This window comes from Flavobacterium sp. MAHUQ-57, from assembly GCF_051908335.1.
Taxonomy (GTDB): Bacteria; Bacteroidota; Bacteroidia; order Flavobacteriales; family Flavobacteriaceae; genus Flavobacterium.
Genome location: NZ_JBPZTE010000006.1, coordinates 654,362 through 666,678, shown reverse-complemented (window position 1 = coordinate 666,678; position 12,317 = coordinate 654,362). Strand labels below are relative to the sequence as shown.

The window sequence follows — 12,317 nt, the reverse complement described above, 5'->3', positions numbered from 1 at the left end:
AAAATTAATAGTAAAAGGTTTAATTGGAATTTAAAAATTCTTCGATTTTTTTAACAGCATGGAAATAAGATGCTTTTAGAGCGCCAACCGATGTCTCTAATACTTCCGACATTTCCTCATATTTCATTTCTTCAAAGTATTTCATTTTAAAAACCAATTGCTGTTTTTCGGGTAATGTAGCTACTGCTTTTTGTAGTTTTAATTGAATTTCATTACCGTCATAATCCACATCAGCTTCCAGTTTGTTAATCAAACTGTCTTTCAGTTCGCTACTCGAAATACCACTTTTTTTTGCTCTTGTATTGATAAAAGTAATGGCTTCATTTGTTGCAATTCGATACACCCATGAATACAATTTGCTTTCTCCTTTGAATGATTTGAGATTTTGAAAAACTTTTACGAACGTATTTTGTAAAACATCATCTGCGTCATCGTGACTTAAAACCATATTCCGAATGTGACTATACAGCGGACGCTGGTATTCGCGTACCAATTTTCGAAACGCTTCGTTCTGCGTTTTGGGATTTAATAATTCGGCTATGAATATTTTTTCGTCCTGCAATTTGACTGATTTTCTGATAAGACTAAAGATATTGAAAAAGGTTTAACTATCATGTGGAAAAAATATTTCGCTTTGTATCTTTGGCCTTTCCAAATCAAGAAAAATGATAAAAACAGTTATTTTCGACATGGATGGTGTAATTGTTGACACTGAACCTGTGCACAAGTTTGCTTACGATCAGCATTTTGATGAATTGAATATTGAAGTGCCTGTGGAAATGTATGCGACTTTTACAGGAAACTCAACTCGAAATGTCTTTCAGAAATTAAAAGAAACTTTTCTATTGGAGCAAGATGTCGAAGAATTGATTTTGCGAAAACGAGCATTGTTCAATGAGGCTTTTGATACGAAACCTGATTTGGAGTTGATCGAAGGAGTACTGACTTTAATTCAGGATTTACACCGCAACGGAATGCAGTTGATTTTGGCATCTTCGGCATCTAAAAGCACTATTAATAGGGTATTTAACCGATTCAATTTAAATCAATACTTTACACATAAAATCAGTGGTGAAGATTTCCCAAAATCCAAACCACATCCAGCCATTTTTTTGCATGCTGCCTCATTATCCGTTGCTCCTAAGTCAGAATGTATTGTTATTGAAGATAGTACAAATGGTATTATCGCCTCCAAAGCTGCAGACATTGTCTGTATTGGTTATGATAGTACCAATTCCAAACATCAGGATTTGTCATTGGCAGATTATGTCATTCAGGACTTCAGTGCAATCAATTTTGAAAAATTACAGCAATTACAATTCTAACCGACTGCCTTTTTGTAGATAGTTAGGCATTTTTCTCTAGCTTGTTTATGATCCACTATGGGTTTCGGATACAGCGTTGTATTCAATTCCGGAATCCACTTTTTGATATACTTTAAGTCTTTATCAAATTTTTTAATTTGTTCTGTCGGATTGAATATGCGGAAGTAAGGTGCCGCATCTACTCCTGATCCAGCAGCCCATTGCCAGTTGCCCACATTGCTGGATTGTTCATAATCTAATAGTTTGGTCGCAAAATAAGCTTCGCCCCAACGCCAATCAATTAACAAATGTTTGCATAAAAAACTGGCCACAATCATGCGTACACGATTATGCATATGACCTGTTGAGTTCAATTCTCTCATTCCAGCATCAACAAAAGGATAACCCGTTTTGCCTTCACACCATTTTTTGAATAAGGTCTCGTCATTCTCCCAAACGATTGCATCGTATTTTGGTCGGAACGATTGATTGACCGTTTGAGGAAAATGCCATAAAATTTGCATGAAAAATTCCCTCCAAATTAACTCGTTTAGAAAGGTGTCATTGGTTGAATTAACTATTTCTTTAATTATTTTCCGAATGGAAACTGATCCAAATCGCAAATGAGGCGCCAAAAGGGAAGTACCGGAGATGGCTGGAAAATTACGGGTTTCGGAATAATTATCAACAAGATTTGGTTTGATATTGAATACAGGAACTTTTATGTTAGATTCAGTGAAACCGATAGCTGCTAACTGTAAAAAAGGGTAGTTGTGCTTTTGAATTCGGTGCAATAATTCTTCAGACGGATGATGTGGTAAGGGATTGTGCTTGAATCTTTCTTTCCATTTTTTAGAATAGGGAGTGAAAACAACATAGGGTGTTCCATCGTCTTTAATGACTTCATTTTTTTCAAAAATCACCTGATCCTTACAGGTTTTGAATGCAATTTGATGCGTTTTAAACAATTCGTTGAGTTCTTTGTCGCGTTTTCGGGCATAAGGCTCGTAATCGTGATTGGTATAAACAGAATGAATGGTGTGATTTGCAATCAGTAGTTCAAATATTTCCATCGGTTTACCATGAAATACCGCTAATGATTTGCCTTTCGCATTTAATTTTGATTGAATCTCTGAGAGTAAGTCATGAATGAATGTTACGCGTGCATCATTTGGCTCTAGTTGAGATAAAATAGAGGAGTCAAAAATAAAAATAGGTAATACTTCATTCGTAGATTCTAATGCATGAAATAATCCAACATTGTCTTCCAAACGCAAATCTCTTCTAAACCAGAAGATAGTAGCTTTATTTTCCATCGTATTCACCAAAAATTGATCGTAATTTTTCTGTTCTGAATGCAAATATTTCTTCCAATTTTGGACGAACTACAATTGGATGCAAAACGTTGCCCAAAACTCCGAAAGGCATTTTGTAATGTACGATATCTTCCATTAAAATTCCATTTTCTATTGGTGTAAAGAAATGTTTGTGATGCCAAAATTTATAAGGACCAAAACGTTGTTCGTCTACAAAGAATTCATTGTTTTTGACATGAGTGATTTCAGTTACCCATTCCATTGATACAAACTGAAATGGACTAATCTTATAATGAATGACCTGTCCCTGAAACATTTTGCGATCATCTCCTGAAAGTGTTTCAAATCGCATTGAATCGGGAGTGATGGTATTCAGATTTTTGGGATCACTAAAAAAAGACCATGCTTCTTCGATGGTGATTGGTAATTTTTGAGTGCTGTGTAAACTGTATAACATAGATGATGTATTGTTTAACAAAATTACAAATATCTTAAACAAATTTATTGTATTTTTATACTTTTATTAACAATCGATATCCAATTGAAATTTTAACTTTGAAAAAAATAACAAACAAAATGGTAAGAGTAATTATAGCACTGGCTATGTTCGTCGCTTCATTATCAATTGAAGCACAAGTAAAAGTTCCGCAAGCAAGCCCAAAATCGACGTTAACACAAACAGTTGGTTTGACAAATGTTGAAATTGAATATTCACGCCCTAGCGCAAAAGGAAGAGTGATTTTTGGTAATTTGGTGCCTTTTGGAACGATTTGGAGAGCTGGAGCCAATGCGAATACAACGATTTCTTTCTCAGATGATGTTGTAATTAGTGATACTACCTTGAAAAAAGGTAAATATGCTTTGTATGTTTCGCCTAAAGCAGATGAATGGGAAATCTACTTCTACACTACTACAGACAATTGGGGTACACCGGAAAAATGGGATGATTCTAAAGTTGCTTTAAAGACTAGAGTGAAAACTGAATTATTAACCAGAAATGTTGAAACTTTTACGATTGGCATCAATAATACAGATAATAACTTCGCTTATTTGGAATTATCTTGGGAAAAAACTTTAGTGGCATTAAAATTTGAAGTGCCAACACATAAGATTGCGAGCGCAAGTATTGACAAAATACTTGGTGGTCCATCTGCTGCTGATTATTATTCAGCTGCCCAATATTATTTCCAATCTAACGGTGATTTGAATAAAGCATTGAGCTATGTGACTAAAGCTTATGATATGCACGAGAAAAAACCCTATTGGTATAGTCGTTTGAAATCACAAATTCAAGCGAAATTGGGTGACAAAAAAGGTGCAATTGAAACGGCTAAACTATCTTTAGCAGGTGCGCAGGCTGAAAACAATCAAGATTATGTAAAAATGAACATGGACAGCATCGCTGAATGGTCAAAAAAATAAATATAAAGAATTATAATAAATTAAAGCTCAGGTTTTCCTGGGCTTTTTTTTATTAACTGATATAATTCCAAATGTTTTTCTTTTTTCCTAATTCAATGAATATTTCTCGTAATTTCTGATGTTCTGGTTTCGTCATTGAAGCATCATCTTTCAATAATTTAATGGCATGATGACGTGCCAATTGTAAAATATCACGGTCTTTTACTAAGTCAGCAATTTGTAGATTTAAGACACCACTTTGCTGAGTTCCCATGATATCACCAGGTCCTCTCAGTTTTAAGTCGACTTCCGCAATTTCAAATCCGTCATTAGTTTTACACATCGTTTCCAATCGGGTTTTACTTTCATTACTTAATTTATGCCCCGTCATTAGTATGCAGTAACTTTGTTCGGCGCCACGTCCAACACGACCACGTAACTGATGCAATTGTGACAAACCAAAACGCTCTGCGCTTTCAATAATCATTACTGAGGCATTCGGCACATTTACTCCAACTTCAATTACGGTGGTAGCAACCATGATGTTGGTTTTTCCTTCAGCAAAACGACGCATTTCTTCGTCCTTTTCAGACGGTTTCATCTTACCATGAACAATAGATACAGAATACTTGGGTAAAGGAAAATCTCTGGAGATACTTTCATAACCATCCATTAAATCTTTATAATCCAATGTTTCCGATTCTTGAATCAATGGATATACAATATAAATTTGTCTCCCTTTTTCAATTTCATCCCGAATAAAACGCCATACTTTTAAACGATTACTGTCATAACGATGAACAGTTTGAATGGGTTTTCTTCCCGGAGGTAATTCGTCAATCACAGAAATGTCCAAGTCACCATATAAACTCATTGCCAATGTTCTAGGAATAGGAGTGGCAGTCATTACCAAAACATGTGGCGGAATAGTATTTTTTTTCCATAGTTTACTACGTTGTTCTACGCCAAATCGATGTTGCTCATCAATGATAGCCAAACCTAAATTTTGAAACTGTACTTTGTCTTCCAGTAAGGCATGGGTGCCAATTAAAATATGTAAATCTCCATTGATTAATTCTTCGTGTATGATTTTTCGATCTGAAGTTTTAGTAGAACCAGTAAGTAATTTTATATTGATATTCAATTCTTTAGCTAAAGAAGTAATTCCGTTAAAATGTTGGGATGCCAAAATTTCAGTAGGTGCCATTAAACAAGCTTGGAAACCGTTATCCATTGCCAATAGCATACACATTAACGCCACAATTGTTTTTCCAGATCCTACATCTCCTTGTAGCAAGCGGTTCATTTGCGCATGACTTCCTAAATCATTTCGAATTTCTTTTAGTACTTTTTTTTGTGCATTCGTGAGTTCAAAAGGAAGATGATTATTGTAAAATCCAGTAAAATAATCGCCTACTTTTTCAAATGGATGCCCTTTAATTTTGTGTTTTCGGATTAAATTTTTAGTAATCAATTGCAATTGAATAAATAACAATTCTTCAAATTTCAGACGAAATTGAGCTTTACTCAATAAATCCTGATTCTTTGGAAAGTGTATATTGAATAATGCTGCATTTTTAGGAATCAGTTGCAATTCCTGAATCAGATAGCCTGGTAAAGTTTCGGTGAATAGGCTATGGGTTTCAATGAACAATTGCTGCATCATTTTATTGATGACTCTATTCGAAATCCCTTTATTGTTTAGTTTTTCAGTACTAGGATATACGGATTGCATCGCACTTCGTAAACTTGCTTTGTGTTCTTCTAATCCTTCCATTTCCGGATGAGGCATCGAATATTGTCCATTAAAATGATTGATTTTTCCAAAAATGACATAAGGAAAATTTACTTTTAGACTTTCCCGAATCCACTTTATTCCCTGGAACCAAACTAATTCTATTTCTCCGGTATCATCAATGAAGGTTGCTGTAAGTCGCTTTTTTCCTTTCCCGAATTCAACCGTTTTAATATGGATTATTTTTCCAATTATCTGAACTTCAGAGGTAGTATTCTGCAATTCATTGATTTTGTAATACCTTGTTCTGTCAATATAGCGATTCGGATACAAATTGATTAAATCACCATATTTATGAATACCAAGCTCCTTACGTAACAATTCGCCACGCTGCGGTCCTACGCCTTTTAAATATTCAATTGGGGTTTCCAGAAGGTTATTCATTCCTAAATCAAAGCTTTCAATCTATGCGAAGATAAGTTTTTAAAGAGAGATTTTAAAATAGATTGTTTCATCTCAATTTTGAAAACACGTAAAAATACCTGTTATCTGAAACTAAGAATTCAATACTTTAGTTTGTAAGTAAATACATAAATAAACAACTAAAAAAAAGTAGTATGGAATGTTGGAATGATAGAAATTCTTCAGAAAGACTCAAGGAAATGTTTGTTGATATTGTTCAGCAGAACCGCATTAACTTAGGGCAGTCTCCAGCCATGAGACCCGTTTTCTTAAAACCACATGGCGTTGCTCATGGTTATTTTGAAATGGTTCATGACTTACCGAATGAAATGAAAGTAGGTGTTTTCGCCTTGAATAAATTAGAGGCATGGGTGCGCTTTTCAAGCGATACAACGCCTTCTTCTGCCGATTTAAAAACAACCTGTGGAGTAGGTATAAAATTGTTTGATGTAAAAGGAGAAAAGTTACTGGGGGATGGTGATACCCAAGATTTCATTCTTCAAAATTATGACGTTTTTTTTGTTGATAACGCTAAAGAAATGGCTGATTTTACCTCAGCTGGAGTAATCGATAAAGATTATGATGCTTATTTGGCCAAACATCCTAAAACAAAACGTATCCTAGATGAAATGGCTCAGGTTGTAGGGAGTACATTAACTACCAATTATTGGAGCGTTTTGCCGTATGCTTTCGGTGATAATAAATATGTAAAATACAAATTAGAACCCGTCGATCAGCCTGAAGCTGTTCCTTTTAATGATCCTGATTACCTAGCAATTGATTTGGAAAACCGACTGAGACAAAGAGCGGCTTCGTTTCGTTTTATGGTACAGTTTAGAACAAATCCAGAGAAAATGCCTTTGGATGAAGCTACTGTTCGTTGGGAAGAAAGCGAAAGTGAACCAATTCATATTGCGACACTTCACCTTCCTCAACAAGATATTTGCGCGAATGGGCAACCGGAATACGGTGAAAATTTATCCTTTAATCCATGGCATTGCTTAAGAGAACATCAGCCACAAGGTAGTATTTCGGATGCAAGGAAAGTGGTTTATCAGGCTTCTGCCGAAAAAAGACACGATGCCAATGGTATTCCTACACAAGAACCACAATGTCCATACCATTTTAAAAAAAATAGTGTTGAACCAAAAGTAGTTGATGATTGCATTGTTACAGCTGCAATTTATCCTCCAATCGGAGTATGCAGAGTAGGTAACAGTAAAGAAGGGTATTTTATTGGCCCCGAAGTTACCGATCCACTACCGGAGCTACCTGGGTTTTATAGAGACGAGACTGGAGCTATAAAAAGACAGGCCGCTCGATTCCGTATTTATGGATTGAATGCTAAAGGGGAACCTGTTCGAGAATTAACAGCAGAGGAAGCTAAAATCAAATGGAATGTGCATCTTGCCAATCATAAGGCAGCTTGGTATCAGTTCCAATTGGCTTTAGATATTCCAGAAGCAAAAATGGCACCACCCACACTTTTAAGGAATTCTACAGTTACTGACCGTAAACGTTTAATTGTTGATCCGGGTGAACATACTATCTCTGGAATTAATTCCCAAAGTAAAGCGCTTAATGGACATTTTATGGATATTGAAGTTTATTTGGGTGAATTAAAAACAGACGAAAAAGGACGCTTAATTGTTTTGGGAGGTCACGGAAAATCGGGTTCTTACGATGGAAGCAAAGCGGTAACTTTTGCCAACAATGAAGGCTGGTACGATGATACCTCAGACGGTCCGGTTACAGCCGAAGTGGAATTCAAAGGGGAACTTTTGAAGGTTCAACCGGCTTGGGTAATTGTAGCACCTCCAAATTATGCTCCAATGCAAAAATCGGTGAGAACCATGTGGGACTTAATGCGAGATACTTCAATTCAAGCCAATACATTACCTTGTCCTCCAATGCCTTCGTTTACTAACGATATTCTACCAATTTTTGAACGAATGACTCGTTTACAATGGGTAAATGCCGGATTCGCCTCCGCTTTTGGTTTTGGCGGCCCTTTTAATTTTACAACTTCAGAATGGGTTCAAAAATTGAATAACCCAAATCCAGCTTATAGGGAATTAAGAAAAAATTTAGCCAACCAATTCAGGGTTTTTGAAAGAGATTCTTGGTCTCCTGTTCCATTTCCTTGGTTATATGGTGACGCAATGAACATACCTCCAGCACCAACACCGAGACAACATGCCGCATTGACCGATACACAACTTAAATTCTTACAGCAATGGGCTGCAGGCGATTTTATTGCTGATTTTGATGAAAATTACCAACCACCAAGATCTATTGATGATGTACCACCAAGTAAGCAACCAGATATGCTTACAAAAGCCGCAATGGAGTTCTGTCTCGCCGACGCTTTTCACCCCGGTTGTGAAATGACGTGGCCAATGCGAACTGCAAGTATGTATATGGCGCCGTTCCGTTTAAAACATGCCACAAAAGGATGGATTGAACCTGGATATGGTCCGCTTTTAAATAGTGATGTCTTAACCTTACCAAGAGGTCCTTTGAGTGGAGGGCAGCTTCCAGGTGGTGTTACCCGTTGGATGGCTATTCCGTGGCAAACCGATACAGCAAGTTGTCGTTCGGGTTATGATACTACGTATGATCCTTACGTACCTACGTTTTGGCCCGCAAGAGTTCCAAATCAAGTTATGTCTGAAGAACAATACAACACGGTAATCAATTCGAATAACGAATTAGGACTACGTTTACAGGCTTTTGCAAATAGAGCGAATTGGCTGGAACCACTTGGTTTAGATAAAGGATATACTTATCAGATCAATCATATGATTCACCATTTTGATGAAATGGGAATTGTAGAAGTTCGAAAAGGGGTAACAGATAATCCAAACTTTCCCGCAATAATGGAAGTGGAAAATAAGAAAGTACAAAAAGAAGTGAAATTGTTAGCTAAAACACTTCACTTGGAAGAAAAAGAAGAAGAAGCTGGAGATATCTACGATTTATCATTGATAGAAAAAGTAAAACGTTTCCGATAAGAATGATAGATATAGATGTGTTTATATTAGGTGCTGGTCCCGCTGGTTGTAGCGTTGCGCTCAATTTATCTCCTTTTTTTAAAGTGATGATGATTGATAGAAATGCTTCACCGCAGCCACGTGCCGGTGAATCTTTGCCACCAGCAGCCAATAAACTTTTGATGGATATGGGCTTATGGGACGATTTTATTCAACAAGGTCATCTCCCAAATTATGGCAACCAATCCGTTTGGGGAACCGATGAAATCAATGAAACGGATTTTATTAAAGATCCTTTTGGACACGGATGGCATCTCAATAGGCAAAAATTTGAAATTTGGTTGCAAGAAAAAGCAAAACAAAGAGGATGCTTTTTTCTAAATGATACCCAAATGGTAGATTTTAATTGGCGAGAAGGTTTCTGGGAAATCAACATTTCGAATGATTCCAAAACGCAAAAACTGAAATCTAAACTATTGATTGACGCCAGTGGAAGAAATCCTTTTATCGCGAGACAGCTTGGAGCCAAAAGGATTGCCTTGGACCACTTGGTATGTGGTTGGATGATAGGAAAAGATAATCCAGTGAAGAGTTTACAAGGAAGGAGTAAAATTCAGGCTGACTCTGAGGGTTGGTGGTATACCACTGCGGTTCCGGGAAACAAAAGAATCATTGCATTCCATACTGATGCACGTATTCCAACAATCAAATCGATTCGTTCTAAAAGAAAATTGTTAGCACTGATTCAAAAAAATAAGACACTGTCCGAAAATGTCTGTCTGGAAACTTTCACATCGTTCGTCGACGAAATCGAGTATGGTACAACAGCCGCTAAATCAGCATTTACGAAGCCTTTTTCGGGAAACTCTTGGCTTACCGTTGGGGATGCTTCCTTTAGTTTTGATCCTTTATCGTCACAAGGGATTTTCAATGCAATGTATACTGGCTTGGCCGCTGCAGAATGTTGCTATCGTTTTTTAAATAATGAAATTGATGATTTTCGCGAGTACAATGCTGTTTTAGAGAATATAATGAATGTATATAAAAACAGGATTTACCACTGGTATGCCATGGAAAAACGATGGGAAAGCAGTCCGTTTTGGAAAAATCGGCATGAAAAAATAAACCTCTAAAGTAATTTCAAAAAGATTGATGACTTATTGTTGCAATAAGTCATCAATTAATTTTTGGGATGCTGCTGTATTCATTCGTTGTAATTCAGCAATTATCTGTTTTTTTTCAGTGTCAGAAAGTTTTTTTTCAGGCTTGATAAATCGGCTTTTATCGGCATGCTTAAAAAATAATGCATCAGTCCATTCATTGCGAATACCATCAATAACGAGATGAATTCGGTCTTCCGTTCCTCTGTTGGCAACCGAATGCGTAAAATTCGCATCAATATACCAGCATTCTCCTTCGTTCATGATAAGTCGTTCACCATCCAAAATGAATTCAACTTCCGGATTAGTTACAATAGGAATATGGATTCTGAAACAACCGTCTTCATAACCTAAGCAATGATCGCTGTGGGGTTTTATTTGGGCACCAGCTGCCAAACGCAATAATCGAACCGCCGTTTTTTTAAATTGCAATTCGTCTAGGATTTGTTCGAAATAAGAACAGGAAGTTAAAATTTCGGTAGCTTTAATGGCAGTGTCTCCTTGATTCAATGCATAAATACTATCCGATTTGCCATCCTGCGACATCAGAGCAACAGAAGTCCAATCTCCCGTATAATCATTCGTGTTGTAATGATGTGTCCATGGGGTTTGCATCACTTTTTGCAAGTCTTCTTGAAGCTTTGCAACATCCAATTGCATTGGAAATTGTAAATGTCTGATTAGTTGATCCATATTTAATTACGTATCCATTTGAGCATTACGGGAAAAGGTGGTTTTTGATTCTCCAAGGCTTTTTCTTTTCCGTAGGCAAGTCCAATCCACTCTAAAAAGGGTAATCCAATGTAGGTTTCATTTTCAAAACTTTGAATCAACCATTCGGAACTGTTTTTATAACCATCAGAATGAAATACAAAATCCAACGGTAATCCCAAATGAATAGAGGCAGCATACGACCACAAAATAGCACCCATTTCTTCTCCACCGTCCGGCCATCCTTCAGGTACTTCTGTTGTACCAATTACGGCTCTGGTTTCAGGCGATGCTACTGCAATATGTCCAGCTTCATGTAAAATATCACCAGGATATTTCAACTGATCATAATCAATTATGACTGCGTTCGACTTCATCGTTAAACCCGGTAAAAAAGTATCATTTCCCAGTTTTTCTTCACGAACTTCAATTCCGATTTCGTTTAAAAAGCGTACTATTTTGTTAATTGTTTCCATTTTTTATTTCGGAATTAAATCACAATACCAAAATCCATAATCAAATGCGGTAGTATCTGCAGTGTTATCGCAGGCCGTATTGGAACTTTCGGTTTTTGGCCGTTCATATTTGCGGTGTACAATTTCTCCAATTTCGAAAGCAATCGGTTGTGAGAAAATTGGCCCGTCGAAAGTAAAGGTATGAAATTCACCGTTCTCTCCACAAACATCTACATTTTCAGGTAAATCTTTAATGAATTGCTCGTCAATTATCCTACCTACAAAGCTTTGATCCAAATAGCGTTCGTTTACACAGGTAACAATGGTTTTGAAACCTAAACCTAAAAATTCCTGAATCAATGCTGATGTATCTTTTTTCCATAATGGGAATACACCTTCAATTCGGGCAATAGCCAACTTCTCTTCACGATATTTTCGTAAATCTTCCAAGAAAATATCTCCAAATATAGAATGAGTAACACCTTTCGATTGTAATTCCAGCATTTTACCTTTCATCACCTCATCGTATAGTTCCATGGTAGGCATTTCAGGAATTTCCAATTTATAAAGTGGAATTCCAATGCTTTCTGCCTGAGATTCCAGTAATGCTACACGTACTCCATGCATCGAAATACGCTGGTACTGTGTGTTAACACTGGTCAGAAGTCCCACAATGTCATACTCTTTTTCGAGTAAAGTTGTATATAATGCGAGTGCCGAATCTTTTCCGCTACTCCAGTTGAATATTGCTTTTGGTTTCAAAACAAACTAATTTTGGAA

The 12,317-nt window shown here is 36.6% G+C and carries 11 protein-coding genes; 4 read left to right on the top strand and 7 right to left on the bottom strand.

Features of this window, described 5'->3' with window-relative positions; all coding sequences use genetic code 11:
* Positions 1 to 19: 19 nt before the first annotated feature.
* The gene (locus ACS8MM_RS03365) at positions 20 to 562 is read right to left on the bottom strand and encodes an RNA polymerase sigma factor (RefSeq protein WP_379713022.1); all 543 of its coding nucleotides are present in this window, start codon (positions 560 to 562) and stop codon (positions 20 to 22) included.
* A gap of 103 nt (positions 563 to 665) precedes the next feature.
* On the opposite strand from ACS8MM_RS03365, the gene ACS8MM_RS03360 reads away from it, so the two are divergent.
* Positions 666 to 1,325, top strand: coding sequence for an HAD family hydrolase (locus tag ACS8MM_RS03360; protein ID WP_379713020.1), 660 nt, complete (start codon positions 666 to 668; stop codon positions 1,323 to 1,325).
* Here the strand turns inward: ACS8MM_RS03360 and ACS8MM_RS03355 are convergent.
* On the bottom strand, positions 1,322 to 2,620 hold the full coding sequence (locus tag ACS8MM_RS03355) for a cryptochrome/photolyase family protein (protein WP_379714986.1): 1,299 nt from the start codon (positions 2,618 to 2,620) through the stop codon (positions 1,322 to 1,324). The genes ACS8MM_RS03360 and ACS8MM_RS03355 overlap by 4 nt on opposite strands.
* A complete protein-coding gene (locus ACS8MM_RS03350) occupies positions 2,610 to 3,077 on the bottom strand; it encodes an SRPBCC family protein (protein WP_379713018.1) in 468 nt (155 codons plus the stop codon). Before ACS8MM_RS03350 ends, ACS8MM_RS03355 begins: the two co-directional genes overlap by 11 nt.
* A 119-nt stretch (positions 3,078 to 3,196) precedes the next feature.
* Here ACS8MM_RS03350 and ACS8MM_RS03345 point away from each other — a divergent pair, with 119 nt between their 5' ends.
* Positions 3,197 to 4,042 (top strand): DUF2911 domain-containing protein, encoded by an 846-nt coding sequence (locus ACS8MM_RS03345; RefSeq protein WP_379713016.1) that lies wholly within the window; start codon positions 3,197 to 3,199, stop codon positions 4,040 to 4,042.
* Positions 4,043 to 4,094: 52 nt separating this feature from the next.
* On the opposite strand, the gene recG is transcribed toward ACS8MM_RS03345, so the two are convergent.
* The gene (recG, locus tag ACS8MM_RS03340; protein ID WP_379713014.1) at positions 4,095 to 6,200 is read right to left on the bottom strand and encodes an ATP-dependent DNA helicase RecG; all 2,106 of its coding nucleotides are present in this window, start codon (positions 6,198 to 6,200) and stop codon (positions 4,095 to 4,097) included.
* A 173-nt stretch (positions 6,201 to 6,373) separates the two neighbouring features.
* Here recG and ACS8MM_RS03335 point away from each other — a divergent pair, with 173 nt between their 5' ends.
* Together ACS8MM_RS03335 and ACS8MM_RS03330 are read left to right on the top strand one after the other, a co-directional pair.
* Positions 6,374 to 9,232, top strand: coding sequence for a LodA/GoxA family CTQ-dependent oxidase (locus tag ACS8MM_RS03335; protein ID WP_379713012.1), 2,859 nt, complete (start codon positions 6,374 to 6,376; stop codon positions 9,230 to 9,232).
* A gap of 2 nt (positions 9,233 to 9,234) precedes the next feature.
* A complete protein-coding gene (locus tag ACS8MM_RS03330; protein ID WP_379713010.1) occupies positions 9,235 to 10,344 on the top strand; it encodes a tryptophan 7-halogenase in 1,110 nt (369 codons plus the stop codon).
* Between the two features lie 24 nt (positions 10,345 to 10,368).
* Here ACS8MM_RS03330 and ACS8MM_RS03325 read toward each other — a convergent pair whose 3' ends face one another.
* The 3 genes from ACS8MM_RS03325 to ACS8MM_RS03315 are packed head-to-tail and all read right to left on the bottom strand — an operon-like array spanning position 10,369 to position 12,299.
* Positions 10,369 to 11,064: an aspartyl/asparaginyl beta-hydroxylase domain-containing protein gene (locus ACS8MM_RS03325; protein WP_379713008.1), complete on the bottom strand. Its 696-nt coding sequence runs from the start codon at positions 11,062 to 11,064 to the stop codon at positions 10,369 to 10,371.
* Between the two features lie 2 nt (positions 11,065 to 11,066).
* Positions 11,067 to 11,558, bottom strand: a complete 492-nt coding sequence (locus ACS8MM_RS03320) for a hypothetical protein (RefSeq protein WP_379713006.1) — start codon at positions 11,556 to 11,558, stop codon at positions 11,067 to 11,069.
* A gap of 3 nt (positions 11,559 to 11,561) precedes the next feature.
* Positions 11,562 to 12,299: a diphthine--ammonia ligase gene (locus ACS8MM_RS03315; protein ID WP_379713004.1), complete on the bottom strand. Its 738-nt coding sequence runs from the start codon at positions 12,297 to 12,299 to the stop codon at positions 11,562 to 11,564.
* Positions 12,300 to 12,317: the final 18 nt, after the last annotated feature.